This window comes from Streptomyces sp. (assembly GCF_036566765.1).
Classification (GTDB): Bacteria; Actinomycetota; Actinomycetes; order Streptomycetales; family Streptomycetaceae; genus Streptomyces.
Window position 1 is genome coordinate 1 of the sequence record NZ_DATCVQ010000709.1, and the last position, 24,643, is coordinate 24,643.

Consider the following 24,643-nt stretch of genomic DNA (forward strand, 5'->3'; position numbering starts at 1 on the left):
GATGTGTCGGGGCACCGGTTCACGCCGAAGTGGCGGAATCTTTTCAGTCTTTCGGCCGGATGGCCGGGAGTCGTCCGCGGGCGGTCAGCCGTTGGGGCGCTGCAGCCGGGCAACGAACTTGTACCGGTCGCCGCGGTACACCGAGCGCACCCACTCGACGGGCTCGCCCTGGGCGTCCAGCGAGTGGCGGGACAGCATCAGCATGGGCAGACCCACGTCGGTGCCGAGCAGGCCGGCCTCGCGCGGGGTGGCGAGCGAGGTCTCGATGGTCTCCTCGGCCTCGGCGAGGTGGACGTCGTAGACCTCCGCCAGCGCCGTGTACAGCGAGGTGTACTTCACCAGCGAGCGGCGCAGCGCCGGGAAGCGCTTGGCCGACAGGTGGGTCGTCTCGATCGCCATCGGCTCGCCGCTGGCCAGCCGGAGCCGCTCGATCCGCAGCACCCGGCCGCCGGTGGAGATGTCGAGCAGGCCGGCGAGGGTGTCGTCGGCCGTGACGTACCCGATGTCGAGGAGCTGCGAGGTGGGCTCCAGGCCCTGGGCCCGCATGTCCTCGGTGTACGAGGTGAGCTGAAGGGCCTGCGAGACCTTGGGCTTGGCCACGAACGTGCCCTTGCCCTGGATCCGCTCCAAGCGGCCCTCGACGACCAGTTCCTGCAGGGCCTGGCGCACCGTGGTGCGCGAGGTGTCGAACTCCGCGGCGAGCGTGCGCTCGGGCGGGACCGGCGTGCCGGGCGCCTGGGTCTCCGTCATCTCGAGCAAGTGTCGCTTGAGCCGGTAGTACTTGGGCACGCGCGCGGTCCGGGTGGCGGCGCCGCCCTCTGTCTCCGTACTGCCCCCGTCCGTGGCCATGGCCCGCCTTCCCGACTCCTGTGCTGCTGCCGTCACCGGCTCCTCCGTCTGTCGCGGCTCACATGGTGGCACGGACCGGTCACGGGTCGTCGCCCTGCCTCAGGTGTCGGTCCGATAACGGAGCCGACAGCCCTTCTTATACACCCTTGACACCCCTAAAGGTCTAGGCCAAGCTCCCGGTACTGGTCTAAACCATTAAAGACCAGGTCCCAGCCCCACGAGCATGACTCGTCGTACGACTTCGCGCGGTGGGCAGGGGTTGCAGGCATCCCTGAGGAGGGTGGCGTGAAGCGCAAGCTCATCGCGGCGGTCGGTGTCGCGGGCATGGTGGTCTCGGTCGCGGCATGTGGTTCCGACAGCGACAAGGGTGGGAAGACGGACGCGTCCGGCAACAAGACGCTGACCGTCTGGGTCATGGACGGGTCGGCCCCGGACGCCTGGATGGCCGAGGTCAACAAGGCCTTCGAGGCCAAGCACAAGGGCGTCAAGGTCAAGGTCGAGAAGCAGCAGTGGAACGGCATCCAGGAGAAGGTCACCACGGCCCTCTCGGAGGACACCCCGCCGGACGTGCTGGAGCTCGGCAACACCCAGACCGCCGGCTACGCGGTCACCGGCGGTCTCGCCGACCTGAGCGGTGACAAGGCCACGCTCGGCTACGACGGCTGGAACAAGGGCATGCTCGCCTCCAACGAGCTGGACGGCAAGCTCTACTCCGCCCCGTGGTACGCCGCCAACCGCGTCGTGGTCTACGACAAGGCCGCCTACAAGAAGGCCGGCATCTCCGCCCCGAAGACCCGCGCCGAGTGGATCGACGGTCTGAAGAAGCTCAAGGCCGCCGACCCGAAGTCGCAGCCGATCTACCTGCCCGGCCAGAGCTGGTACGTCTACGCCGGCTTCCTGTGGGACGAGGGCAGCGACCTCGCGCTCAAGGACGGCGACAAGTGGAAGGGCAACCTGTCCTCCGCCCAGGCCGTCAGCGCCATGAACTTCTACAAGGAGCTGCAGTCCTACTCGACCGCTCCGAAGGACAAGGACGAGGCGACCCCGCAGCAGTCCACCGACGTCGTGCCCAAGGGCGGCGTGGCGTCCTGGATCGGCCTCGGCTGGGAGGCCGGCGGCGCGATCGACGCCATGAAGAAGGCCGGCAAGACCGCCGACTTCGGCTACTTCCCGATCCCGGGCAAGACCGCCGACAAGCCCGGCTCCGTCTTCTTCGGCGGCTCCAACCTCGCCGTCTCCGAGCGCTCCCAGAACAAGGAGCTCGCCAAGGAGTGGCTGGCCCTGGCCGCCGGCAAGGACCACATGACGAAGTACGCCGCCGCCACCGAGGGCGCGCTGCTTCCGAACAACGACGCCGCGCAGTTCAAGCCGGCCGCGGGCTCGTTCGCCGAGGCGATGGCCCTGGCCGCGCCCGTCGGCAAGATCACTCCGGTGACCCCGGGCTGGGCGAACGTCGAGACCGCCCCGAACCCGATCAAGGACTACATGACCAAGGTCCTGAAGGGTGAGGACGCCAAGGCGGCCGGCGAGGCGGCCGACAAGGTCATCAACGAGCGCATCAACCAGAAGTAGGCCGTGGCCACCCGGTGGTGCGGCCGGTCCCGAACCGGCCGCACCACCGGGTCACAGCAGTGATCTGCGGCCCGCGCCGAAGCGGGCCGCGCCCCGGTGGGCGCGGGAGCCCCAGAACCGCGAGGAATAAGACCATGACCGTGGACTCCCAGGGGGCGGCGACGGCCGTTCCTCAGGACGCGCCCGGGAGGGCGGCAGGGAAGTCTCAGACTCCGCCACCCCCTTCCGGCCCGAAGGAAGTCCTCCAGCCTCCGCGCGGCAGACGTTCCCTGCCCAGCGGGCTGCTGCCGTATCTGCTCGTCGCGCCCGCCCTGCTCTCCATGGCGGTGCTGCTGCTCTACCCGCTGATCCGCAATGTGATCCTCTCCTTCCAGCAGCTCGACAGGAAGGAGTTCATCACCCGCGAGACCGTCTGGATCGGCTTCGACAACTACACGGAACTCCTCGGCGACTCCGACTTCTGGGGCGTCGTCGTCCGAAGCCTCGTCTTCACCGCGGCCAATGTCGCCCTCATCATGGCCATCGGCACCGGCATCGGTCTGCTGCTCAACCGGCTCGGCAAGTGGATGCGCCTCGTCCTCTCGCTGGCGCTGATGCTCGCCTGGGCCATGCCGATCATCGCCTCCGTCACCGTCTTCAAGTGGCTCTTCGACGAGCAGTTCGGCGTCGTCAACTGGGCGATGCGGACACTCGGCTTCGACGGCTACGAGCAGCACAACTGGTTCGAGTCCGGCTTCTCCACGCTGGTCATCATCATGGTCCTGCTCGTCTGGGGCTCGATCCCGTTCGTCGCGCTCAACATGTACGCCGGTCTGACCACCATCGGGTCCGAGCTGTACGAGGCCGCCCGGATGGACGGCGCGAGCGGCTGGCGCATCTTCTGGGCCGTGGTCTTCCCGAACCTCAAGGCCTTCTTCATGATCACCACGTTTCTGGAGATCATCTGGATCTTCAAGGCCTTCGCCCAGGTGTACGCCATGAACGCCGGCGGCCCCGACCGCGCCTCCGAGACCCTGCCGGTCTTCGCCTACGTCGAGGGCGTGGGGCAGTTCCACTACGGACTCGCCGCGGCCATCTCCGTACTGACGATCGTGATGCTCGTCGCGGTCATGTCCTTCTACTTCCGCCTGATCCTGAAGCAGGAGGAGGAGCAGTGAGCACCACCGCCCAGACCCCGCAGAAGCTGCGCACCAGGAAGCCGCTGCGCGTCGGCACGGTCGTCAAGAACCTCACCGCGCTCGTCCTCGCCGCGGTGTTCGTCTTCCCGGTCTACTGGATGTTCTCGTCCTCGCTGAAGCCGCAGCACCAGATCATGACCAAGGATCCGGTCTTCGTCTTCGCCCCGACCTTCGAGAACTACTCGACCGCCACCGGCGTCGACCTGTTCTGGACGTATGTGACGAACAGCCTCGTCGTCACGGTCGGCGCCGTCCTCCTCGCCCTGCTGGTCGCCCTCGCGGCGAGCTTCGCGATCGCCCGGATGAAGTTCAAGGGCCGCAAGGGCATCGTCCTGATCGTGATGATGGCTCAGATGGCCCCCTGGGAGGTCATGGTCATCGCGATGTACATGATCGCCCGCGAGAACGACATGCTGAACAGCATCCCGCTGCTCACGCTCATCTACTTCGTGATGGTGCTGCCCTTCACCGTCTGGACCCTGCGCGGCTTCATCGCCGCCGTCCCGGTGGAGCTGGAGGAGGCCGCCCAGATCGACGGCTGCACCCGCGGCCAGGCCTTCCGCAAGGTGATCTTCCCGCTGCTCGCGCCCGGCCTGATGTCGACCTCGCTCTTCGGCTTCATCACCGCCTGGAACGAGTTCGCGATGATCCTGATGCTCAACAAGGACAAGGAGTCGCAGACCCTGACGCTCTGGCTGACCCAGTTCCAGACGGCGTTCGGCAGCGACTGGGGGGCGACCATGGCCGCCTCCACGCTCTTCGCGCTCCCCGTGCTCATCGTCTTCCTCTTCCTCCAGCGCAAGGCCGTCGGCGGGATGACCGCCGGCGCGGTGAAGGGATAACGGCTCCTCATGACGACTCTTCTGACCGGGTCGGACACGCTGACCCGCGACGCCCTGACCGTCCTGCAGCCCGGCTTCCTCGGGACTGCCGCGCCCGACTGGCTGCTCCGGCGCATCGGCGAGGGGCTCTCCTCGGTGGGGCTCTTCGGCCGCAACATCACCGACCCCGAGCAGCTCGCCGCGCTCACCGCGCGGCTGCGGGCCGAGCGGGACGACGTCCTCGTCGCGATCGACGAGGAGGGCGGCGACGTCACGCGCCTGGAGGTGCGCCAGGGCTCCTCGTTCCCCGGCAACTACGCGCTCGGCTCGGTCGACGACGTGGACCTCACCCGGGCCGTGGCCCGCGAGCTGGGCCGCCGGCTCGTCGAGTGCGGCGTGGACCTCAACTGGGCCCCGTCCGCCGACATCAACTCCAACCCGAACAATCCGGTCATCGGCGTCCGGTCCTTCGGTTCCGACCCGGAGCTCGTCGCGCGGCACACCGTCGCGTATGTCGAGGGGCTCCAGTCGGTGGGCGTCGCCGCGTGCACGAAGCACTTCCCAGGACACGGCGACACGAACGTCGACTCGCACCACGCGATGCCCCGCATCGATGTGGATCTGGACACACTGCACGCCCGTGAGCTGGTGCCTTTCCGCGCGGCCGTCGCAGCGGGTTCCAAAGCGGTGATGAGCGCGCATATCCTGCTGCCCGCGCTCGACGCCGATCGTCCGGCCACCCTGAGCCCGCGGATCCTCACCGGTCTGCTGCGCCGGGAGCTGGGCTACGACGGCCTGATCGTCACGGACGGCATGGAGATGCAGGCCATCTCCTCCGTCCACGGAATCGAGCGCGGCTCCGTCCTGGCCATCGCCGCCGGAGCCGACGCGATCTGCGTCGGCGGCGGCCTGGCCGATGAGGAGACCGTACTGCGGCTGCGCGACGCGCTGGTGACGGCGGTACGGTCCGGCGAACTGCCCGAGGAGCGGCTGGCCGACGCGGCGGCGCGGGTACGCGCCCTCGCGTCCTGGACCCAGGCGCATCGGGTCAGGGGGGCTGTATCGGGGCCGGGCGCGGCAGTGCAGGAGGGGACCGCGCCCGGCACCGACATCGGACTGGTGGCGGCCCGCCGCGCCGTGCGGGTCACGGCGGGGGAGCGGCCCTTCGAGCCGATCACCGAGGCCCCGTACGTCGCGTCCTTCACGCCCGAGGCCAACATCGCGGTCGGCGACGAGACGCCCTGGGGCGTCGCGCCGGAGCTGGACCGGCTGCTGCCGGGCACGGCGGCGGGCTCGTACGCCGAACCCGCCGTGGACGCCGTCCTGGCCGCCGCGGGGGAGCAGCGGATCGTCGCGGTCGTCCGGGACGCGCACCGGCACGCGTGGATGACCGAGGCCCTGGACGGCCTGCTGGCCGCCCGCCCGGACACCGTCGTGGTCGAGATGGGCCTGTCCGAGTCGGAGCCCCGCGGGGCGCTGCACATCGCCACGCACGGCGCGGCCCGGGTCTGTGGCCGGGCGGCCGCGGAGCGGATCGCCGGCGTCTGAGCACGGATCTGAGCGCGGACACGAGGAACGGCCCGGCACCTGGACTCAGGTACCGGGCCGTTCCGCGTACCGGGTCAGATGCCCTGCCAGGAGGGCTTGTTCGCGTAGGTGTGCCGGAAGTAGTCGGCGAGCTTCAGCTTGGACGCGGCGGCCTCGTCCACGACCACCGTGGCGTGCGGGTGCAGCTGGAGCGCCGAGGCCGGCACCAGCGCGGCGACCGGGCCCTCCACCGTCGCGGCGACGGCGTCTGCCTTGCCCTCGCCGGTGGCCAGGAGCACGAGGTGCCGGGCCTCCAGGATGGTGCCGATGCCCTGGGTGATGACGTGGTGCGGCACCTGGTCGATGTCGTCGTCGAAGAAGCGGGCGTTGTCCACCCGGGTCTGCTCGGTGAGCGTCTTGATCCGGGTGCGGGAGGCGAGCGAGGAGCAGGGCTCGTTGAAGCCGATGTGACCGTCGGTGCCGATGCCGAGGATCTGCAGGTCGACCCCGCCGGCCGCGGCCAGTGCCTGGTCGTACGCCACGCAGGCCGCCTGGACGTCCTCGGCGGAGCCGTCCGGCCCCATGAAGGCGTCCGCGGAGAGCCCGAGCGGCTCGACGACCTGGCGCAGCACCGTCGAGCGGTACGACTCCGGGTGCCCGGCGGGCAGCCCGACGTACTCGTCCAGCTGGGCTATGCGGGCGCGCGAGGCGTCCACCGAGCCGGCCTGGACCTGGGCGATCAGAGCTTCGTAGATGGGCAGCGGAGTCGAACCGGTGGCCACGCCGAGCAGCGCGTCGGGCTTGCGCCGCAGCAGGTCCGCGATGCCCTCCGCGATGAGCGCGCCGCCTGACCTGGCGTCCGGGACGATGACAACTTCCACGCTGTGCCTGCCGATCTGATGAGGGGCTGGTGTCGGTCTGGTGGTATAGACCAATTGAGCCCAATCTAGCAGAGCGGACCCCTCCCGCTCAGGCTCTTCCAGCCGCCGGACAGGGCTCTCCCATCGTCGGCCGGAAACCCTGCCCCAGCCACCCGGATCAGGCCAGCGAACCCCCCGTCGCGTCGATCCAGTGACCCGTCACCCAGCGCGCGTCGGGCGAGGCCAGGAAGGCCACCACGTCGGCTATGTCCGCCGGCTCGCCGACCCGGCCCAGCGTCGACAGGGCCTCCGCGCCCGCCCATGCCTCCGCGTTCCCGCGCAGCCAGGCCGCGTTGATGTCCGTGTCGACGATGCCCGGCGCCACCGCGTTCACCGTGATGCCCCGCGCGCCCAGCACCTTGGACAGATAGCGGGTGAACACGTCCAGCGCGCCCTTCGACATCGCGTAGGCGATCGTGTCCGGCATCATCGCCGCCTTGCTCAGGCCCGTGGAGACGTTCACGATCCGGCCCCCGTCCCGCAGTCGCTCCGCGCCCAGCTGGGCCAGGAAGAACGGCGCCTTCGTATTGACCGCGAAGATCCGGTCGTACTCCTCCTCCTCGATCGTCGCGAACGGCCGCGACGCCCCGATGCCCGCGTTGTTCACCAGGATGTCCAGCCCGTCCGCCCGCGCGTCGAAGGCCGCCCACAGAGCCGCCGCGTCCCCCGGCGTCCCCAGCTCCTGCCCGATCGCGAACGCCTCTCCGCCCGCGGCCTCGATCGCCGCGACCGTCTCCTTCGCCGCGACCTCGTTGCCCCCGTAATGCACGGCCACCCGCGCCCCGTCCCGCCCGAGCCGCTCCGCGATCCCCCGCCCGATGCCCCGGCTGCCGCCCGTGACCAGTGCCGTCTTCCCTGCGAGCACGCCCATGACGACGCCCCCCTCTTTTCCTAGCGGTCGTTACAGAAAGAACCGTACCACGTTCTTTAACGACCGCTATAGAATTGACGCCATGACGACGAGACAGCGCGGCCGGCCCCGCTCCTTCGACCGCCCGACGGCGCTGGAGCAGGCCACCATGGCCTTCTGGGAGCACGGCTACGAGACGACGTCCGTCGCCGATCTGACCCGGGTCATGGGCATCAGCGCGCCGAGCCTCTACGCGGCGTTCGGCGACAAGAAGACGCTGTTCGAGGAAGTCGTCGAGGTCTACGCGGGCTCGTACGGCGCGTTCGGCGGCCGGGCCTTCGCGGAGGAGCCGACCGCCCGGGGCGCGTTCGGCCGGCTGCTGCGGGAGGCGGCGAGCGAGTACACGGGGAGCGGGCACCCGCCCGGCTGCCTGATGATCTCGGCCGCGGTGAACTGCTCGACCCCGGAGGTCGAGGAGGCGATGCGGGCCCGCCGGAACCGCAATCTGACCGCGTTCGAGGCCCGGATCCGGCGCGGCGTCGAGGAGCGCGAGCTCCCGGCGGACACGGACGCCACGGCCCTCGCCCGCTTCGTCGGCGCGGTGATGCAGGGGATGTCCCAGCAGGCCAGGGACGGCGCGACCCGCGAGGAGCTGGAGGCGGTGGCCGAGGCGGCGATGACCGCGTGGCCGACGGACGCGTAGGCGGCGCGCCCGGGACAGCCGCAAAAAAGGCCCGGAAACACCCGCGGGCCGCGGCGCCTGACGGGACCCTCAACCCGTCCGGCACCGCAGCCCGGAGTCGCCCGGCCGGGGGTGTGCGGTCCCTCGGCCGTGTGGGAGGCCTCGGCGCAGTCAGGGCAGAGAGCGCCGGGTGCCTCGTCCATCCTCCTGTGCGGGGAGGACGGAGGCTCTGTACCTGCATTGTGGACTAGACCATTCTTGTCTGTCCATCCATGGGAGCAGGCCGGTCCCTGGCCCATCCTCCAACACGGAGGCCCGGAGATCCAGGTTCACCGGGTGTCAATTCCGCAGGTACGCTCGCAGACGTGCCCTCCATGAACGACCTCGTACGCCAGCACACCGCTCTGAGCGAGTCCGACCTCGAGTGGCTGCACCTGCTGGTCTCGGAGTGGCAGCTGCTCTCCGACCTGTCCTTCGCCGACCTGGTCCTGTGGGTGCCCACCCTGGACGGCACCCGGTACGTGTCCGTGGCGCAGATGCGCCCCAACACCGGACCCACCTCCTATCAGGACGACATGGTCGGCCATCTCGTTCCCCGCGGCCGCCGCCCATTGCTCGACGCCGCCCTCGACGAGGGACGGATCGTGCGCGAGGGCGACCCCGAGTGGCGTGAGGAGGTCCCGGTCCGGGTCGAGTCCATCCCTGTGCGCCGCGAGGGCCGGGTCCTCGGCGTCATCGCCCGCAACACCAACCTGCTCACCGTCCGGACCCCGTCGCGCCTGGAGCTCACGTACCTCCAGTCCGCCTCCGACCTGGCCCAGATGATCGCCGCCGGCTCCTTCCCCTTCCCCGGGGAGGCGGTCGACATGGACTCCTCGCCGCGCGCCGGCGACGGCCTGATCCGGCTCGACGCCGACGGCATCGTCCAGTACGCCTCGCCCAACGCGCTCTCCGCGTACCACCGGCTCGGCCTCGCCGCCGACCTCGTCGGCCAGCACCTCGGCCAGATCACCGCCGAACTCGCCCCCTCCCGCGGCCCGGTCGACGAGGCCCTGGTCAAGCTGGCCTCCGGCTACGCGCCGCGCGAGGCCGAGGTCGAGGGCAACGGCTGCGTGATCCAGCTGCGGGCCATCCCGCTGAAGCCGAAGGGCAATCGGATCGGCTCGCTCGTGCTCCTCCGCGACGTCACCGAACTGCGCCGCCGCGAGCGAGAGTTGATCACCAAGGACGCCACCATCCGGGAGATCCACCACCGGGTGAAGAACAACCTCCAGACGGTCGCGGCCCTGTTGCGACTGCAGGCGCGGCGGATGGACTCCGACCGCGGACGCGAGGCGCTCAACGAGGCCGTCCGCCGGGTGGGCTCGATCGCGATCGTGCACGAGACGCTCTCCCAGAACCTGGACGAGCGCGTGGAGTTCGACGAGATCGCCGACCGGGTCATCGCGATGGTGGCGGAGATCTCACCGGGCAAGGTGACCTGCCGGCGCAACGGCCGCTTCGGCATCCTCGACGCGGAGGTCGCCACCCCGCTCTCCATGGTGCTCACCGAGATCCTGCAGAACGCCCTGGAACACGCCTTCGCACCGGGGGAGACCGGCACGGTCGACGTCACCGCCGTCCGCGGCGAACCCCGCGCCGACGCCCGGCTGCTGATCACCGTCACCGACGACGGCCGCGGACTGCCCGAGGGCTTCGACCCGCAGCGCGCCGGCAACCTCGGCCTGCAGATCGTCCGGACCCTGGTGGAAGGGGAGTTGGGCGGATCCTTCGACATGCTGCCGGGCGCCGAACGCGGCACCCGCGTCGTCCTCGACATCCCCGTCCAGCCCCAGAAGTAACGACCCTTCACCCCGCTCGTCCGCGGCAGCACAGCAGCGAGCCCCGGGCCGAAGTGAATCGGCCCGGGGCTCGAATGCTGTGGGTTACTGCTGCGCGCTGCGGCTCGGGGGCGGTGATTGCGTACGCGATGTACGCGCCGCTTGCCTCAGGCTTGTCAGGGTGTTCAGGCGCTCGCGTTGCGCGCCCGGTTGCGAGCGGCACGGCGCTTCATCGCGCGGCGCTCGTCCTCGCTGAGGCCACCCCAGACGCCGGAGTCCTGGCCGGACTCGAGCGCCCACTGCAGGCACTGCTCCATGACGGGGCAGCGGCGGCAGACGGCCTTGGCTTCCTCGATCTGCAGCAGCGCAGGACCGGTGTTGCCGATGGGGAAGAACAGCTCGGGGTCTTCCTCACGACAAACGGCGTTGTGACGCCAGTCCATGGCTGCTACCTCTCTTGGTGCGGGTTGCTTGTGAATGTGAACGCTTTCACGAATCCCCCCGCAAGTGAAGGGCCGACTGCCAGATGAACTGGTGTGGTCCTTGAATGAGGAGGGGTTCTGGCTCTCAGTGGAGGCCGGTGTTGCGGGCCGTCCCGATCGCCATGTAGAGATTCGCAAACCTCGGCGGCGGATACAACCCCTTCCGGAAAGTTTTTTTTGATTCCTCGGTGTCGGCTAGGTCACAGCCGTACTTCTAGGGGGTGGATGGCAGCCTAAACGTTCGAGTGGAAGGACTTTCGGTCCTTCTGGTCACACAATCACACGCAGTGCACGGCGTACGCCTGTGAACGTCACGCTCGTACGCAGACCGAGGTGGTCTCCGTCCATCTGGAGGGGGAGGGGAACCTTCGAATGCAAGGTGAAGTCGGTCAGATCGTGCAGAGTCAGCGCATGCTTGCCATGCGGTCCGCGCTCGGGCGTCGAAGTGAGCAGTTGAGTCGCGTACCGGGCCACCGCGGGGGCCGAGAGCCGGCTCAGTCCGAGCACGTCGAGGGCCGTCTCGAAGGACGCCTCCGGAGACGCGTACACCGGGCGATTGCCCAGGTAGGTCCAGGGGGAGGTGTTGCAGATTATCGACAGGACCAGACCCTCGACGGGGGCCTCGCCCGGGCGCTCCACGGTGATCGTGCCGTGCCGCCGGTGCGGCTCCTCCAGGTACTGGCGGAACACCTGGCGCAGATAGAGCGCATGGGTGGATCGCTTTCCGCGTTCGCGCTGCTGTTCGACACGGCCGATCACGCTCGCGTCGAACCCCAAGCCGGCGCAGAAGGTGAACCAGCGGGCCGGCACCGCCTCGTCGTCCGTGCCCGGGGTCCCGGACGCGAGCCCGAGGCTCACTGTCCGTGTACGGCGCTCACGCACCGCGTCCAGCAGGGCCCCCGTCGCCTCGACCGCGTCGTTCGGCAGGCCGAGGGCGCGTGCGAAGACGTTCGTCGAACCGCCCGGGACCACGGCGAGGCCGGGCAGCCGTTCCGGATCCGGCCCGTCGTGCAGGAGCCCGTTGACCACCTCGTTGACCGTGCCGTCGCCGCCGAGTGCCACGACCAGGTCGATCTCCCCGCCCTCGGCGGCCTGCCGAGCCAGGTCGCGGGCGTGCCCGCGGTACTCGGTGGTCACCGCCTCCAGCTTCATCTCGCTGGCCAGCGCGCGGCTCAGGACGTCACGGGTGCGCGCACTGGTGGTGGTGGCTGCCGGATTGACCACGAGAAGTGCGCGCATGGCCGCCAGGGTACCTACCGATCGGTACCCGGCCCAGTCGGGTCCGGAGGCCGGGACGCGACCGGACCGGACGCGACCGGCAGCCGCGGCCCGGACCGCCGTCGGTACCCTGCTGGGGTGAGCCGTACCGAACAGAACCCCGCCGCGCCCGCCGAGCCGCGCCCCGCCCGTCTGACCGCCGCGGCCGCCGTGGTCGGCCTGGAGGCCCTGGCGCTGTTCGCCGGCGGCGTGTACATGGTCGTGACCGCGCTCACGGGCGATCCCGACGGCCTCACCCAGGCGGTGACCGGCGGCGCGACGCTGATCGCGCTCGGCCTCATCCCGCTCGCCGCCGCCCGCGGCCTGCTGCTGCGCCGCAGCTGGAGCCGGGGTCCCGCGATCATCACGCAGATCATGGCGCTGCCGGTCGCCTGGACGCTGCTCCAGGCCACCAGCGCGATGATCCCGGCGGGCATCGCGCTGGCCGCCGCCGCGGTGACCGGCCTGGTCCTGCTGGTGAACCCGGCGACCACGGCGGCCCTGGGCATCAAGCGCCCCGGCGCGGACGCGTAACGCTCCGGCCGGGGCCCGTACGACGTCGTACGACGTACGACTACTCCTCGACGAGGAGCTTCTCCCGCAGCTGCGCCAGCGTGCGGGCCAGCAGCCGGGAGACGTGCATCTGTGAGATGCCGACCTCCTGCGCGATCTGCGACTGGGTCATGTTCCCGAAGAACCGCAGCAGCAGGATCCGCTTCTCCCGCGGCGGCAGGTCCTCCAGGAGCGGCTTCAGGGACTCGCGGTACTCGACGCCTTCCAGCGCCTCGTCCTCCGCGCCCAGCGTGTCCGCCACCGCCGGGGACTCGTCGTCGGTGTCCGGGACGTCCAGCGAGAGCGTCGAGTACGCGTTCGCGGACTCCAGGCCCTCCAGGACCTCCTCCTCCGAGATGCCGAGCCGCTCGGCCAGCTCGTGCACCGTGGGGGAGCGGCCGTGCTGCTGGGACAGCTCCGCCGTGGCCGTCGTCAGGGAGAGCCGCAGCTCCTGGAGCCGCCGGGGCACCCGTACCGCCCAGCCCTTGTCGCGGAAGTGGCGCTTGATCTCGCCGACGACCGTGGGCGTCGCGTACGTCGAGAACTCGACGCCGCGCTCCGGGTCGAAGCGGTCCACCGACTTGATCAGACCGATGGTGGCGACCTGCGTCAGGTCGTCCAGCGGCTCGCCGCGGTTGCGGAAGCGGCGCGCCAGGTGCTCCACCAGCGGCAGGTGCATCCGCACCAGCTGGTTGCGCAGCTCCGCCTTCTCCGCAGAGCCCTCCGGGAGATTGCGCAGCTCGACGAACATCGCCTTCGCCCCGCTCCGGTCGTGCGGATCGGGGGCCTCCTGCGGCTCAGGGGCCTCGTGCTGCTTCTCTTCCTGCTGCTTCTGTTCCTGCTGCTCGTGCTCGCTCATATGGACCGCCCTCCCCCAGGGCTCCGCCTGGGAGGTACCCCCAACCTGCGCCTGCTCCGTCGCTTGCTGTTCAGGGATGCCCGCCGTGGCGCGCAGCTCGTCGCTCACGCCGGGCCTGGTCCGGCGCCGCGCTGTTTGTACAGGTTGATGGAGACCGTACGGTCCTCCGCGACGGAGGACTCGACCTTGCCGGCCAGTGCGGAGAGCACCGTCCAGGCGAAGGTGTCCCGCTCCGGCGCCCGGCCGTCGGTGGTCGGGGCCGAGACCGTCACGTCGAGGGAGTCGTCGACGAGGCGGAACACACAGCTGAGGACGGAGCCGGGCACGGCCTGCTGGAGCAGGATCGCGCAGGCCTCGTCGACCGCGATGCGCAAATCCTCGATCTCGTCGAGGGTGAAGTCCAAGCGCGCGGCCAGACCCGCCGTGGCCGTACGCAGCACGGACAGGTAGGCACCCGCAGCGGGCAGCCGGACTTCCACGAAGTCCTGGGTCCCGGGCTCGCCTGCGATCTGGGACACCCTCACCTCCAAGGTGGCACAAGCTCATTCGGGGCCCGGGGGAGCGAGATCCCCCGAACCGCGCGGTACGCAGTCGGTCACTGAGTCCGCCGTGAAACTATCGCGATCCATGGTGCCGTGTCGCCGTGGGCCCCGGTCAGACCGCTGCCGCAACGACTGTCACTCATGGTAAGTCCACGAGCACGGACAGTGGCTAGAGGTCTGCGACGCCCAATTACGAGGAAGCGGCAGTCGTTTGACCGGGGTGACGTACCCAAGGGTCAGACGATCGAACCGTCCACGAAGCACCACCGCCAGCTCTCGTTGGGTTCGAAGGTTCGCATCACCGCGTGTCCGCTGGTCGTGAAGTGCCCGGTCGCGTGCCGTCCGGCCGAGGAGTCGCAGCAGCCCACGTGCCCGCACTGCAGGCAGAGCCGCAGCTGTACCGGGTGGGCCCCGTCGGCCAGGCACTCCGGGCAGGTCGGGCTGAGGGGCGCCGGCTCGGGGCGCGGCAGTTCTGCAACGTGGGGGCACTCGCTCATGATGGCCAGGTTACGTGGCACGTGGGACAGCGGGGACGGGAGAGATGGACGCACTGGAGTTGGTGGCACTGGTCGCGGTGAGCGCCGCGGTGGCGGGGGCGGCGGGCAGGACGCCGGTGGCCGCACCGCTGCTCCTCGTCGCGGCGGGGCTGGCCGCCTCGTACATCCCCGGGGTGCCGGACTACACCCTGGACCCGCACATCGTGCTGCCGCTGATCCTGCCGCCGCTGCTGTACACGGCCGCGGTGGACGCCTCGTACCTCGATCTGCGGGCGAACATCAGACCGGTCGCCCTGCTGTCGGTGGGGTACGTGCTCTTCGCGACCTTCGCGGTCGGCTGGCTGGCCTACGTGCTGGTGCCGGACCTGCCGCTGACCGCGGCGCTGGTCCTGGGCGCGGTGGTCGCGCCGCCGGACGCGGTGGCGGCCACCGCCATCGCGCGCCGGCTCGGGCTGCCGAACCGGATCACCACGATCCTGCAGGGCGAGTCCCTGGTGAACGACGCCACCGCGATCACCGCGTACAAGGTCGCGCTTGCGGCGGCCGTCGGCGAGGGGGTGAGCTGGGCCGGCGGGATCGGCGAGTTCGCGCTCGCGGCGCTCGGCGGCATCGGCGTCGGGCTCGTGCTGATGGCGCCGATCCACTGGCTGCGCCGCAAGCTCCCCGACGCGCTGCTGCAGAACGTCCTCTCCCTGCTGATCCCTTTCGTCGCCTACGCGGCCGCGGAGGAGGTCGGCGCGTCCGGCGTCCTCGCGGTCGTCGTGGTCGCTCTCTATCTCGGGCACCGCGCCTGGCAGGTCGACTTCGCGACCCGGCTCCAGGAGGCGGCGGTGTGGAAGATGGTCGCCTTCGTCCTGGAGTCCACCGTCTTCGCGCTGATCGGGCTCCAGCTCCCGTACGTCGTCCAGGGCCTGGGCCCGTACGGAGTCGGCGAGGCGATCGGGTACGCGCTCGGGGTCTTCGTCGCGGTCGTGGTGGTGCGGTTCGTCTGGGTGTACCCGGCGACCTTCCTCCCGCGCCGGCTCTCGCGGCGGATCCGGGAGCGGGAGCCGGGGGTGAACTGGAAGGCGCCGCTGATCGTCGGCTGGGCCGGGATGCGCGGGGTGGTCTCGCTCGCGATCGCGTTCTCGATCCCGGTGGCCACCGACGGCGAGCCGTTCCCGGCCCGCAACCTGGTCCTCTTCCTCACCTTCACCACGGTGATCGGCACGCTGGTGGTGCAGGGGCTCACCCTGCCGCCGCTCATCCGGCTCCTGAAGCTGCCCGGCCGCGATGTGCAGGCCGAGACGCTGGCCGAGGCGCAGGCGCAGAGCGAGGCGTCGCGGGCCGCGGAGGCGCGGCTCGACGCGCTGCTGGCCGACGAGCGCAACGCGCTGCCGCAGCCCCTGGAAGACCGGCTGCGCGCGGTCCTGGAGCGGCGCAGGAACGCGGTGTGGGAGCGGCTCGGCTCGGTCAACGAGGTCACCGGGGAGAGCGTGGACGACACCTATCGGCGGCTGTCCGGGGAGGTGATCGACGCCGAGCGGGAGGTCTTCGTCCGGCTGCGGGACGAGCGCCGGATCGACGACGAGATGATGCGGACCCTGCTGCGCCGGCTGGACCTGGAGGAGGCGGCGGCCTACCGGGAGGAGTCCGCCGACTGATCCGCCCCCGGGGTGGGCGTACGCAGGTTCGAGCCATCCTCTGAACCGGTGATCACGGCGGCGAGCCGGGTCCCGGACGGGAACGCGCCCTCCTCGGTGAGGGTCAGAAGTCCGTCCAACATTTTGGCGACATACAGACGCTCGATGGCGAGTCCATGCCGCGCCTCGAAGTCCTGTGCGAACGCGTCGAGGGCGGGGGTCGTACGGGCGTAGCCGCCGCCGTGGAAGCGCTCGTCCAGGCCCCAGTCGCCGGTGCGGCCGCCGAACGCCTCCTCCTGGAGCGCCGTCACGGCCTCGCCGAGGAAGCCGCCCTTGAGGACGGGTATGCCGAGCGCGCGCTGCCCGGGGCCGAGACCGGCGGCCAGGCCGGCCAGGGTGCCGCCGGTGCCGCAGGCCACGGCGACGACGTCGGCCGCCCCCGCCATCTCCCGGCCCAGCTCCACGCAGCCCCGGACGGCCGCGGCGTTGCTGCCGCCCTCGGGGACCACGTACGCGTCCGGGGGCGCGTCCCGCAGGATCTCCGCCAGTACGACGGGGTCGTCCTTGGCGCGGTACGTCGTCCGGTCCACGAAGACCAGCCGCATGCCGTCGGCCGCGCAGCGGGCGAGCGAGGGGTTCAGGGGGCGGCCGGCCAGCTCGTCGCCCCGGACCACGCCGATCGTCGGGAAGCCGAGCAGCCGGCCGGCGGCGGCGGTCGCCCGCAGGTGGTTGGAGTACGCCCCGCCGAAGGTGAGCACCGGCCGCCCGGCGGCGGCCCGCAGATTGAGCGCGAGCTTGCGCCACTTGTTGCCCGGCAGATCCGGGTGGATCAGGTCGTCCCGTTTGAGCAGCAGCCGCACGCCGTGCCGTGCGAAGCGCTCGTCCGCCACCTCCTCGAGGGGCGAGGGGAGACGGAGTCGCAGCTGGGACGGGTCGAACAGGCTCACCCGACCATTGTCGGGTGCGGGCCCGTCGAGCGGTGCAGGCCCGTCCAGCCGGTGCGGGCCCGTCCAGGCGGTGCGGCCGGCCCGCAGGCCGGCCGCACCGAGCGCGTCAGCGCAGGCGGTCGGCGATGCGCTCCCGCATCGAGGCCATCGTGAAGCCGCGCGGGTCGATCTTGCCCGGCTGCCACTCCAGGTGGCCGATCACCGAGCGGTGGGTCCAGCCGTGGACCCGGCAGACCGCCGCCGCGGCCTTCTCGATCGCCTCCAGCTGGACCTTGGGCCAGGGGTCCTTGCCGTCGCCGAGGTTCTCGCACTCGAAGCCGTAGAAGTGCCGGTTGCCGTCCGTCGTGGCCTCGTTGTCCGGGGGCAGCCTCTGCTCGGCGATCACCGCGCGCAGGACGTCGTCGTCCCCGGAGCCCGCGTGGTTGGCGCGGCCGTAGCCGACCAGATGGACGGTGCCGTCCTTGGCGATCACGCCGTGGCACAGCGGGCCGGGCAGCGCGCTGTGGCCGTCGCGGCAGATCCGGACGGTGTTCGCGGTGCCCCGGGTGACCGTGTGGTGGATCATTACGCCGTGCACCGGGCCCCAGGGGCCCTTGTGGTTGCGGTTGTGGGTGCGCCAGTCGCCGACCTCGACGACCTTCAGGCCCTCGTCGCGCAGCGCGTCGAGGAACCTGCTCGCGGACATGGGTGGGGCCATGGCCGACTCCTTACTCGTGGTTCGCGTACTGCCGGATGTCTTCCTGGATGTACCGGAGTACGGGAAACGGAGGCGCTGCGTTCGGACGCTGTGCGAGCCGATCCGGACACCCTCCGCGGGCGCTCCGGCGGACCCTCGCCAACGGCTGCGCCGATCGAGTGGAAACCGAGTGTCATGCCCCGTGGTGCACGGATCATGCCCACTCATTTGTGTAATGGCGGGCGTACTCAGCGTGCTGAAAGCTTCCTCTCGCAGGTCTACATGATCGAGAGGGAGATCCATGTCGGTTGGTTCGGTTGGCGACGAGGTCCGCGCGGAGCAGGCGCCCCCGCAGCAGAGTCTCGGTACCGCCGCCGCGCGGAACCTGGCGACCACCACGAAGTCGGCACCGCAGATGCAGGAGATCACCTCTCGGTGGCTGCTGCGGATGCTGCCGTGGGTGCAGGTGCAGGGCGGTACCTACCGGGTGAACCGGAGGCTCAGCTATTCCGTGGGTGACGGCCGTGTCACCTTCGTCCAGACCGGGGAGCGGGTCGCCGTCATCCCGGCCGAGCTCGGTGAGCTCCCCGCGCTGCGCGGCTACGAGGACGAGGAGGCCCTCACGGAACTGGCGGCCCGCTGCCGGCAGCGCGAGTTCGCGGCCGGTGAGGTGATCGCCGTCTCCGGCGAGGCCACCGACCGGGTCTACCTGCTCGCGCACGGCAGGGTCGAGCAGATCGGCGAAGGCCCGTACGGCGACGAGGCGGTGCTCGGAGTCCTCGCCGACGGCGCGTACTTCGGCGACGGCGCGCTCATCGACCCCGAGGCCACCTGGGAGTGGACCGCCCGCGCGGCCACCTCCTGCACCGTCCTCGAACTCACCCGGGACGACGTGCGCAACCTGGCGGACCGGGCGGTCTCGCTCGCCGCGCACCTCGCGACCGTGGCCGCGCTGCCCCATCAGCGCACCAACAAGTACGGCGAGGCCGAGATCGACCTGTCCGCCGGCCATGTCGGCGAGGCGGTCGTCCCGCACACCTACGTCGACTACGACGCCTCGCCCCGCGAGTACGAGCTGAGCGTCGCCCAGACCGTTCTCAAGGTGCACAGCCGGGTCGCCGACCTCTACAACCAGCCGATGAACCAGACCGAGCAGCAGTTGCGGCTCACGGTCGAGGCGCTGCGCGAGCGCCAGGAGCACGAGCTGATCAACAACAGGGAGTTCGGCCTGCTGGCCAACTGCGACTACGGGCAGCGCCTGCAGCCGCACGACGGCGCGCCCAGCCCGGACGACATGGACGAGCTGCTGTCCCGGCGGCGTGGCTCCAAGCTCTTCCTCGCCCACCCGCGCGCCATCGCCGCCTTCGGGCGCGAGTGCAACAAGCGGGGCCTGGTGCCCGAGTCGATCGAGGTCAACGGCAACCGGATCCCGACCTGGCGCGGGGTGCCGATCTTCCCGTGCAACAAGATCCCGGTCTCGGACGCCCGGACCACGTCGATCATCTGCATGCGTACCGGCGAGTCCGACCAGGGCGTGATCGGTCTGCACCAGACCGGCCTGCCGGACGAGATCGAGCCCAGCCTCTCGGTCCGCTTCATGGGCATCGACGAGCAGGCGATCATCTCGTACCTGGTCACGGCCTACTACTCGGCCGCCGTCCTGGTGCCGGACGCGCTCGGCGTGCTGGAGAACGTCGAGGTCAGCCGCTGGCGCTGACCCGGTGAGGGCGGCGGGGGCGCCGGGCCGAGTGCCCGCGCCCCCGCCGCCCGCGCCGCCGTACCGGCCCGTCGTGAAGGAAGTGACCGTGACCATGACCAGCGCCCATGCCACGACCGACGGTCAGGGGGCCGTGGCACTCCTGGACCAGACCCGGACCGTCGTCAATCCCCAGCTCCGCTCCACCGTCGAGTCCCTGCCCGGATCCATACGGCGGGTCGCGATGTACCACTTCGGCTGGGAGCAGGCCGACGGCACCCCGGCCGCCGGGCAGGCCGGCAAGGCGATCCGCCCCGCCCTCGTACTGGCCGCGACCCGGGCCCTCGGCGGCGACCCGGACCCGGCCGTGCGGGCGGCCGCGGCGGTGGAACTGGCGCACAACTTCACGCTGCTCCACGACGACATCGTCGACGAGGACCCGACGCGCCGTCACCGTCCCACCGCCTGGACGGTGTTCGGCATCCCGGACGCGTTGATCGCGGGCGACGCCATGCTGGCGCTGGCCCTGCGGCTGCTCGCGGAGGACGGCCATCCGGCGTCCGCCGCGGCCTCGGCCCGGCTCGCCGCCTGCGTCATCGAGCTGTGCGCCGGGCAGCAGGCGGACTGCGCGTTCGAGCGGCGGCCGCCGCACGAGGTCTCGCTGGACGAGTGCCTCGCGATGGCCACCGCCAAGACGGGCGCGCTGCTGGGCTGCGCCTGCGCGCTGGGCGCGCTGTACGCGGGCGCGGGGGAGCGCGAGGTCGCGGCGATGGACGCGTTCGGCCGGGAGGCCGGGCTCGCCTTCCAGCTGATCGACGACCTGATCGGGATCTGGGGCGACCCGGACCGGACCGGCAAGCCGGCCGGCGCGGACCTGGCCGCCCACAAGAAGTCCCTGCCGGTGGTGGCCGCGCTCACCTCGGGCACGGCCGCGGGCGCGGAGCTGGCGGGTCTGTACGGGGAGCCGGTGCTCGACCCGGCGGCGGTACGGGCGGCGGCGGACGCGGTCGAGCGGGCCGGCGGCCGGGACTGGGCGCAGGCCGAGGCGGCCGACCGGATGTCCCGGGCGGTGCACCAGCTCTCGCTGGCGGTGCCGGACCTGGCGGCGGCGGGCGACCTGCTGTCCCTCGCCGAGTTCGTAACGCGCCGGACGAAGTGAGGGGCGGCGCAGGAGCCGGGCGTCAGGCTTCCGGCACGATCCGGGTGACCGCGGTCTCGATGAGGGCGTCCAGGTCCCGGTCGGCGTGCAGGCCCGGGACCGTGAAGTGGTCGAGGAACAGGCCGGTGAGGGCCATGTACAGCAGCCGGACCGTTTCCGCGTCGCCCGGCAGCCCGGCGGCCAGGTGCCCCTGGATGTTCTGGTCGAGGACGGCGCGGAACACCTTGGTGAGCTGGGTGCGCAGCTCCGGGCGGCGGGTGGCCTCAAGTCGGAGTTCGAAGAGCCCCAGATAACAGCTGCGCTCGGCCGCCATCCGCCGGGCGAGCCACTTCATCAGCTCGACGACCAGCGCCCGGCTCGGCTCGGGGCTCAGGGCGACCGCCAAGGAGTCGTCCTCGGGCGTCAGCCGTACGTAGATCCGGTCCGCGACCTGCGAGAGCAGCTGGTCGCGGTCGGTGAAGTAATTGGACGAGGTGCCCGTGGGCACACCCGCCCGGGCGTCGACGGCCCGGAACGTCAGCCCGCGGGCGCCCTCGTCCGCCAGTACCTCGATCGCCGCGTCCAGCAGCGCCGCCCTGCGCTCGGGATTCCTCGCCACCTGCGGACCTCCTCATTCCACTTCTTCTCGGAAAATAGCTCTTGCGTAACCACTACAGGTGAAGCACTATAACCGTCGTGGTTGCGATCGCAGCCGCTTCCTGAAGAAGAAGAGGACCGGTTTGCGCAAGCTCACCTACTACGTGGCGTGCTCCCTCGACGGGTTCATCGGCGACCCGAAGGGCGATGCCACGTCCATGTTCAGCTTCCTGGACCCCGAGTACATCGGGTTCATGGCGACGGAGTACCCGGAGACCCTCCCCAGCCCCGGGCGCGAGCAGCTCGGTATCGACGCGCCCAACAAGCACTTCGACACCGTCATCCAGGGCCTGAGCAGCTACCGGCTCGCCCTGGACATCGGCGTCACCAGCCCGTACGGCCACCTGCGCGAGTACGTGGCGACCCGCTCGCTCGCCGAGTCGCCGGACCCGAACGTCGAGCTGATCGCCGACGATCTGGTCGGCCGGATCCGCGAACTCAAGGCCGAGGACAGCCCGCTCGGGATCTGGCTCTGCGGCGGCTCGACCGTCGCCGGCGAGCTGATCGAGGAGATCGACGAGCTGATCATCAAGACGTACCCGCAGGTGTACGGCTCCGGAATGCCGATGTTCGGCGCGGGCTTCGAGCCCCGCGACTTCGAGCTCGGCGAGGTCCGCACCTTCGGCAACGGCGTGCTCGTCCGCACGTACACCAGGAAGCGGTGACCCCGGGCGCCGCCTACCCTTGAGGTATGGGCAGCGAAGGACGCCGTACCGTCCGGGTCCCGCGGGCCGTGCCGGTGTGCCCGGCCTGCGGTCAGACCGTCGGCACAGTCATCGAGCGTCACAAGGTGCTGGGCGCGTGGGTCCCCGTCTGGGTGGCGCGCCCGTGCCACAACCCGAAGTGCGAGCTGTTCGAGCAGCCGCCCGAGGGACACCTGGGCGAGGCGCACGAGGACGAGGTCCAGGACGAGGTGCAGGGGGAGGCCCAGGGTGACGCCCAGGGTGAGCCCGACACCCCGTCGTCACCTGGCACAACGGACAAGACCGGGAGAAGTCCGGCCGACGGGTGACCGGCCGAGCGGCGGAGCCGGTCATACCGCTACAGTCCGCGCATGTCATCGGAGTCGACGGAAGTCTGGACCGGCTGGTACCGGGACCGACGTGGTGCGGAAGCGATCGTGATCACGGCGGGCGGGGGCCAAGTGGCCGCCCGCATCAGGGGAATCGAGTACACGGGCGCGAGCTTCGCGACCCTGCGCGCGGACGGCGGCGCCGGGGAGGCGCTGACCGGCTGCGTACTGGAGTGGGACCTGCCGCTCCCCGTCGTCAGCGAAGGAACCTCGCAACAGGCCACACTCAGCTGCCTGCTGACGCTCGGTGAGCGGACCGATCTGAGCCTCACCCTGCATTACGGCGGCGCGGCCTACGAGTCCGGCATCACCGGGGCCGACTTCGAGGAGGCCCTGGACCGCGTGCGCCGCCAGCTCCCGCCGGGCGCCGAGTTCGGCCCCCGGGTGCCGGCGGCGGCGTAACGCGGGGCCGCCCGCCGGGCCCATGGGCCCTCGGGCCCATGGGTCTCACGACACGTCAGGCGTGACCGCCCCAGCCCCACCGGGGGGTAGGGCCGGGGTCGCCGAGATCGGTGCCCGGCGCCGAGGCCGAGACGTCCTTGGCGATCCGGGTCCCCCACTCGAAGTACTCCAGCACCCGGCGGCGCAGCAGCGCGTCGTCCGGGAGCTCCTTCTCGACCGCCGCGGTCATCAGCTCCATCCAGCGCTGCCGCTGCTCCTCGGTGATCCCGAGACCGAGATGCGCGCGCAACAGGGCCTGATGGCCGCCCAGTTTCGCGGTGAACTCCGCCGGTCCCGAGAACACCTCGGCCAGCCATACGGCGACGTGCTGCACGTGCGTCGCGGTGAAGTTCACGAAGACCGGGGCGAGTAACGGGTCGGCGAGCACCGCCTCGTAGAAGGTGTCGGACAGCCGGCGCAGGGCGTCGGCCCCGCCCACGGCTTCGTAGAGCGTCGTGTCGTGTCCGGTGGATTCGGTGGACATGGAGGCCCCCTGGACGGATCGTCGGGCGTGGTGTAGATCGGTCGGCCCCAGTCATTCACACCACCCGCCCCGCCGCCAAGGGCCCAGGGGTGGTGTCAGTCGGACCGGTCATCATGGGTCCATGACCGACCCAGCCCCCCGAGTGCGCCACGCCCGCCCCGCCGACCTGCCCCGCGTGGCCGAACTCGCCGCCGAGCACGCCGCGTACGAGAAGGCGACCCCACCGTCCCCCGGCCTCGCCGCCCGCCTCGACCGCCTGCTCTTCGGCCCCCACCCGCCCCGGCTGCGCTGCCTGGTCGCCGAACTCCCCGACGGGAGCCTCGCGGGCTACGCCACCTGCGCCCCCGAACTCTCCACCTGGGACGGCGTGGAGTACCTCCACATGGACTGCCTCTACCTCTCCGCCGCCCACCGCGGCCTGGGCCTCGGCCCCCTCCTGATGGCCGCCGTCGAGGCAGAGGCCCGCACCCTGGGCCTCGCGGAGGTCCAGTGGCAGACCCCGACGTGGAACGAGGGCGCGATCCGCTTCTACGACCGCCTGGGCGCCCACGCGAAGCAGAAGCTCCGCTACTCCCTGCCGGTGTCCCCGGCCTGAGGCCGAGCCCCCGGACACGACGAACGGCCCGCCGGTCAGGTGCCGGCGGGCCGTTCGCGAGGAGGTGAGGAAGGTCAGGCCTTCTTCGTCTCCTAGTAATGGGGCGGGTCGGTGACCTGTGGGGATCTTCCCTGCGGGTCGCTGGCCTGGCCTTTTACCGATGGTTGGAGATGGGGTGCGTCGGTCCTGATCGGATGCCCTGCGGACTGTGCGCGGACTGACCAGCCAAACAGCACCAGGCAGCAATGCTGGGTCAGCGCCTCGCGGCCATCAACGTCATCGTGATGTTGCAGGCAAGAGCCAGAGTCGTCCCGAACGCTGCGGCCGCCCGAAAGCCAGTCGCCGGGTGAGTGGCCTCGTCTCGACGTGCCAGAAGTGCAGCAGCAGCCGCGACGAGGCCGGCAAGCAGCACGGCCACAGCGCAACCCAGGGCAACGGTAATGGCATGGTCAGACACGATCGTCTCCTGTCGATGGGGCAATCTGTGACGCCGAGTCTCAGGAAGCGGTCGTTCGCCGTTGTTCGTGGCGGTAGAACTGGTCGAAGACGAACGGGGCCGAGCATCGAAGGGTAGGAGTGGCCTTGGAAGAGGGTGCCGTGTCCGAAGTGGCTCTTGAGGAGCTTCGCACCCTCTTGGAGTGCGGGCTGGTAGAGCAAGGTGTGACGAAGACGGCCCTGGCACGACGTGCCGGGCTGGGACGCACGGCGGTGAGCGAAGCGTTCAATAGAGCCGCTTCGGTTCCATCCGCGAGAGTTGTCGGGGAACTGGGCCGGGCGCTCCGACTTGATGTGCCGGCACTTTTGGAACTTCGAGCTGCAGCTGCTGGAATTCGCCGTGCGGCCTTAGCGCGAGATGCCGTTACACCGTCACCTGGCATCGGCCTTCCTATTGCGCACTTTGACCCAC

Annotated in this window: 27 protein-coding genes; 14 read left to right on the top strand and 13 right to left on the bottom strand. The window is 70.7% G+C overall.

Going from position 1 to position 24,643, the window contains the following annotated elements; all coding sequences use genetic code 11:
• Nucleotides 1-84: 84 nt before the first annotated feature.
• On the bottom strand, nt 85-849 hold the full coding sequence (locus VIU94_RS40840; RefSeq protein ID WP_331920203.1) for a GntR family transcriptional regulator: 765 nt from the start codon (nt 847-849) through the stop codon (nt 85-87).
• Between the two features lie 285 nt (nt 850-1,134).
• On the opposite strand from VIU94_RS40840, the gene VIU94_RS40845 reads away from it, so the two are divergent.
• From VIU94_RS40845 to VIU94_RS40860, 4 genes are all read left to right on the top strand, one after another.
• Nucleotides 1,135-2,421 (top strand): extracellular solute-binding protein, encoded by a 1,287-nt coding sequence (locus tag VIU94_RS40845; RefSeq protein WP_331920077.1) that lies wholly within the window; start codon nt 1,135-1,137, stop codon nt 2,419-2,421.
• A 134-nt stretch (nt 2,422-2,555) separates the two neighbouring features.
• Entirely contained in the window at nt 2,556-3,578 is a 1,023-nt protein-coding gene (locus tag VIU94_RS40850; protein WP_331920079.1) for a carbohydrate ABC transporter permease, read from the top strand.
• The gene (locus VIU94_RS40855) at nt 3,575-4,441 is read left to right on the top strand and encodes a carbohydrate ABC transporter permease (RefSeq protein WP_414721098.1); all 867 of its coding nucleotides are present in this window, start codon (nt 3,575-3,577) and stop codon (nt 4,439-4,441) included. The genes VIU94_RS40850 and VIU94_RS40855 overlap by 4 nt, the downstream gene beginning before the upstream one ends.
• 9 nt (nt 4,442-4,450) lie before the next feature.
• Nucleotides 4,451-5,968 (top strand): glycoside hydrolase family 3 protein, encoded by a 1,518-nt coding sequence (locus VIU94_RS40860; protein ID WP_331920081.1) that lies wholly within the window; start codon nt 4,451-4,453, stop codon nt 5,966-5,968.
• Between the two features lie 74 nt (nt 5,969-6,042).
• Here the strand turns inward: VIU94_RS40860 and nagB are convergent, their stop codons facing one another.
• Together nagB and VIU94_RS40870 are read right to left on the bottom strand one after the other, a co-directional pair.
• The gene (gene nagB, locus VIU94_RS40865; RefSeq protein WP_331920083.1) at nt 6,043-6,828 is read right to left on the bottom strand and encodes a glucosamine-6-phosphate deaminase; all 786 of its coding nucleotides are present in this window, start codon (nt 6,826-6,828) and stop codon (nt 6,043-6,045) included.
• Between the two features lie 157 nt (nt 6,829-6,985).
• A complete protein-coding gene (locus VIU94_RS40870) occupies nt 6,986-7,738 on the bottom strand; it encodes an SDR family oxidoreductase (protein WP_331920085.1) in 753 nt (250 codons plus the stop codon).
• 82 nt (nt 7,739-7,820) lie between these two features.
• Between VIU94_RS40870 and VIU94_RS40875 the strand changes: the two genes are divergently transcribed.
• Nucleotides 7,821-8,420 carry a TetR/AcrR family transcriptional regulator gene (locus tag VIU94_RS40875; RefSeq protein ID WP_331920087.1) on the top strand — a complete coding sequence of 200 codons (600 nt, stop codon included), beginning with the start codon at nt 7,821-7,823 and terminating at the stop codon, nt 8,418-8,420.
• A 353-nt stretch (nt 8,421-8,773) separates the two neighbouring features.
• On the top strand, nt 8,774-10,240 hold the full coding sequence (locus VIU94_RS40880) for a sensor histidine kinase (RefSeq protein WP_331920207.1): 1,467 nt from the start codon (nt 8,774-8,776) through the stop codon (nt 10,238-10,240).
• Between the two features lie 164 nt (nt 10,241-10,404).
• On the opposite strand, the gene VIU94_RS40885 is transcribed toward VIU94_RS40880, so the two are convergent.
• Both VIU94_RS40885 and VIU94_RS40890 read right to left on the bottom strand, forming a co-directional pair.
• Nucleotides 10,405-10,662, bottom strand: a complete 258-nt coding sequence (locus tag VIU94_RS40885) for a WhiB family transcriptional regulator (RefSeq protein ID WP_003953983.1) — start codon at nt 10,660-10,662, stop codon at nt 10,405-10,407.
• Between the two features lie 309 nt (nt 10,663-10,971).
• Nucleotides 10,972-11,940, bottom strand: a complete 969-nt coding sequence (locus VIU94_RS40890) for a diacylglycerol/lipid kinase family protein (protein ID WP_331920089.1) — start codon at nt 11,938-11,940, stop codon at nt 10,972-10,974.
• A 117-nt stretch (nt 11,941-12,057) separates the two neighbouring features.
• Between VIU94_RS40890 and VIU94_RS40895 the strand changes: the two genes are divergently transcribed.
• Entirely contained in the window at nt 12,058-12,492 is a 435-nt protein-coding gene (locus tag VIU94_RS40895; protein ID WP_331920091.1) for a hypothetical protein, read from the top strand.
• 40 nt (nt 12,493-12,532) lie between these two features.
• On the opposite strand, the gene VIU94_RS40900 is transcribed toward VIU94_RS40895, so the two are convergent.
• The 3 genes from VIU94_RS40900 to VIU94_RS40910 form a co-directional block, all read right to left on the bottom strand.
• Nucleotides 12,533-13,447 carry an RNA polymerase sigma factor SigF gene (locus tag VIU94_RS40900; RefSeq protein WP_414721100.1) on the bottom strand — a complete coding sequence of 305 codons (915 nt, stop codon included), beginning with the start codon at nt 13,445-13,447 and terminating at the stop codon, nt 12,533-12,535.
• A gap of 26 nt (nt 13,448-13,473) precedes the next feature.
• The gene (locus VIU94_RS40905; protein WP_331920095.1) at nt 13,474-13,887 is read right to left on the bottom strand and encodes an ATP-binding protein; all 414 of its coding nucleotides are present in this window, start codon (nt 13,885-13,887) and stop codon (nt 13,474-13,476) included.
• A gap of 260 nt (nt 13,888-14,147) precedes the next feature.
• Nucleotides 14,148-14,408, bottom strand: coding sequence for a UBP-type zinc finger domain-containing protein (locus VIU94_RS40910; RefSeq protein ID WP_331920097.1), 261 nt, complete (start codon nt 14,406-14,408; stop codon nt 14,148-14,150).
• Nucleotides 14,409-14,452: 44 nt separating this feature from the next.
• On the opposite strand from VIU94_RS40910, the gene VIU94_RS40915 reads away from it, so the two are divergent.
• A complete protein-coding gene (locus VIU94_RS40915; protein WP_331920099.1) occupies nt 14,453-16,051 on the top strand; it encodes a Na+/H+ antiporter in 1,599 nt (532 codons plus the stop codon).
• On the opposite strand, the gene VIU94_RS40920 is transcribed toward VIU94_RS40915, so the two are convergent.
• On the bottom strand, nt 16,027-16,977 hold the full coding sequence (locus VIU94_RS40920; protein ID WP_331920101.1) for a 1-aminocyclopropane-1-carboxylate deaminase/D-cysteine desulfhydrase: 951 nt from the start codon (nt 16,975-16,977) through the stop codon (nt 16,027-16,029). The two genes, VIU94_RS40915 and VIU94_RS40920, sit on opposite strands and share 25 nt — an antisense overlap.
• Before the next feature lie 106 nt (nt 16,978-17,083).
• Nucleotides 17,084-17,674 carry an N-acetylmuramoyl-L-alanine amidase gene (locus tag VIU94_RS40925; RefSeq protein ID WP_331920103.1) on the bottom strand — a complete coding sequence of 197 codons (591 nt, stop codon included), beginning with the start codon at nt 17,672-17,674 and terminating at the stop codon, nt 17,084-17,086.
• Between the two features lie 280 nt (nt 17,675-17,954).
• Here VIU94_RS40925 and VIU94_RS40930 point away from each other — a divergent pair, with 280 nt between their 5' ends.
• Nucleotides 17,955-19,370: a family 2B encapsulin nanocompartment shell protein gene (locus VIU94_RS40930; RefSeq protein ID WP_331920105.1), complete on the top strand. Its 1,416-nt coding sequence runs from the start codon at nt 17,955-17,957 to the stop codon at nt 19,368-19,370.
• A gap of 94 nt (nt 19,371-19,464) precedes the next feature.
• On the top strand, nt 19,465-20,508 hold the full coding sequence (locus VIU94_RS40935) for a family 2 encapsulin nanocompartment cargo protein polyprenyl transferase (RefSeq protein ID WP_331920209.1): 1,044 nt from the start codon (nt 19,465-19,467) through the stop codon (nt 20,506-20,508).
• A gap of 22 nt (nt 20,509-20,530) precedes the next feature.
• Here VIU94_RS40935 and VIU94_RS40940 read toward each other — a convergent pair whose 3' ends face one another.
• Complete coding sequence (locus VIU94_RS40940; RefSeq protein WP_331920107.1) at nt 20,531-21,106, bottom strand: TetR/AcrR family transcriptional regulator; 576 nt, start codon at nt 21,104-21,106, stop codon at nt 20,531-20,533.
• A 121-nt stretch (nt 21,107-21,227) separates the two neighbouring features.
• Between VIU94_RS40940 and VIU94_RS40945 the strand changes: the two genes are divergently transcribed.
• From VIU94_RS40945 to VIU94_RS40955, 3 genes are read left to right on the top strand one after another with little or no spacing between them, the layout of a single operon-like run.
• Nucleotides 21,228-21,809, top strand: a complete 582-nt coding sequence (locus tag VIU94_RS40945) for a dihydrofolate reductase family protein (protein ID WP_331920109.1) — start codon at nt 21,228-21,230, stop codon at nt 21,807-21,809.
• 26 nt (nt 21,810-21,835) lie between these two features.
• Complete coding sequence (locus VIU94_RS40950; protein WP_331920111.1) at nt 21,836-22,156, top strand: hypothetical protein; 321 nt, start codon at nt 21,836-21,838, stop codon at nt 22,154-22,156.
• Between the two features lie 42 nt (nt 22,157-22,198).
• Nucleotides 22,199-22,618: a DUF6304 family protein gene (locus tag VIU94_RS40955; RefSeq protein ID WP_331920113.1), complete on the top strand. Its 420-nt coding sequence runs from the start codon at nt 22,199-22,201 to the stop codon at nt 22,616-22,618.
• A 55-nt stretch (nt 22,619-22,673) separates the two neighbouring features.
• On the opposite strand, the gene VIU94_RS40960 is transcribed toward VIU94_RS40955, so the two are convergent.
• Nucleotides 22,674-23,141 carry a group II truncated hemoglobin gene (locus VIU94_RS40960; RefSeq protein ID WP_331920115.1) on the bottom strand — a complete coding sequence of 156 codons (468 nt, stop codon included), beginning with the start codon at nt 23,139-23,141 and terminating at the stop codon, nt 22,674-22,676.
• Nucleotides 23,142-23,262: 121 nt separating this feature from the next.
• Here VIU94_RS40960 and VIU94_RS40965 point away from each other — a divergent pair, with 121 nt between their 5' ends.
• Nucleotides 23,263-23,736 carry a GNAT family N-acetyltransferase gene (locus VIU94_RS40965; RefSeq protein WP_331920117.1) on the top strand — a complete coding sequence of 158 codons (474 nt, stop codon included), beginning with the start codon at nt 23,263-23,265 and terminating at the stop codon, nt 23,734-23,736.
• A 253-nt stretch (nt 23,737-23,989) separates the two neighbouring features.
• On the opposite strand, the gene VIU94_RS40970 is transcribed toward VIU94_RS40965, so the two are convergent.
• Nucleotides 23,990-24,193 (bottom strand): hypothetical protein, encoded by a 204-nt coding sequence (locus VIU94_RS40970; protein WP_331920119.1) that lies wholly within the window; start codon nt 24,191-24,193, stop codon nt 23,990-23,992.
• Between the last annotated feature and the right edge of the window lie 450 nt (nt 24,194-24,643).

Bases quoted from the DNA above. Each gene is read 5' to 3' on its own strand.
- VIU94_RS40840 (WP_331920203.1), bottom strand. From the start codon at position 849: ATGGCCACGGACGGGGGCAGTACGGAGACAGAGGGCGGCGCCGCCACC.
- VIU94_RS40850 (WP_331920079.1), top strand. From the start codon at position 2,556: ATGACCGTGGACTCCCAGGGGGCGGCGACGGCCGTTCCTCAGGACGCG.
- VIU94_RS40860 (WP_331920081.1), top strand. From the start codon at position 4,451: ATGACGACTCTTCTGACCGGGTCGGACACGCTGACCCGCGACGCCCTG.
- VIU94_RS40870 (WP_331920085.1), bottom strand. From the start codon at position 7,738: ATGGGCGTGCTCGCAGGGAAGACGGCACTGGTCACGGGCGGCAGCCGG.
- VIU94_RS40875 (WP_331920087.1), top strand. From the start codon at position 7,821: ATGACGACGAGACAGCGCGGCCGGCCCCGCTCCTTCGACCGCCCGACG.
- VIU94_RS40880 (WP_331920207.1), top strand. From the start codon at position 8,774: ATGAACGACCTCGTACGCCAGCACACCGCTCTGAGCGAGTCCGACCTC.
- VIU94_RS40885 (WP_003953983.1), bottom strand. From the start codon at position 10,662: ATGGACTGGCGTCACAACGCCGTTTGTCGTGAGGAAGACCCCGAGCTG.
- VIU94_RS40890 (WP_331920089.1), bottom strand. From the start codon at position 11,940: ATGCGCGCACTTCTCGTGGTCAATCCGGCAGCCACCACCACCAGTGCG.
- VIU94_RS40910 (WP_331920097.1), bottom strand. From the start codon at position 14,408: ATGAGCGAGTGCCCCCACGTTGCAGAACTGCCGCGCCCCGAGCCGGCG.
- VIU94_RS40915 (WP_331920099.1), top strand. From the start codon at position 14,453: ATGGACGCACTGGAGTTGGTGGCACTGGTCGCGGTGAGCGCCGCGGTG.
- VIU94_RS40925 (WP_331920103.1), bottom strand. From the start codon at position 17,674: ATGGCCCCACCCATGTCCGCGAGCAGGTTCCTCGACGCGCTGCGCGAC.
- VIU94_RS40930 (WP_331920105.1), top strand. From the start codon at position 17,955: ATGTCGGTTGGTTCGGTTGGCGACGAGGTCCGCGCGGAGCAGGCGCCC.
- VIU94_RS40935 (WP_331920209.1), top strand. From the start codon at position 19,465: ATGACCAGCGCCCATGCCACGACCGACGGTCAGGGGGCCGTGGCACTC.
- VIU94_RS40950 (WP_331920111.1), top strand. From the start codon at position 21,836: ATGGGCAGCGAAGGACGCCGTACCGTCCGGGTCCCGCGGGCCGTGCCG.
- VIU94_RS40955 (WP_331920113.1), top strand. From the start codon at position 22,199: ATGTCATCGGAGTCGACGGAAGTCTGGACCGGCTGGTACCGGGACCGA.
- VIU94_RS40960 (WP_331920115.1), bottom strand. From the start codon at position 23,141: ATGTCCACCGAATCCACCGGACACGACACGACGCTCTACGAAGCCGTG.
- VIU94_RS40965 (WP_331920117.1), top strand. From the start codon at position 23,263: ATGACCGACCCAGCCCCCCGAGTGCGCCACGCCCGCCCCGCCGACCTG.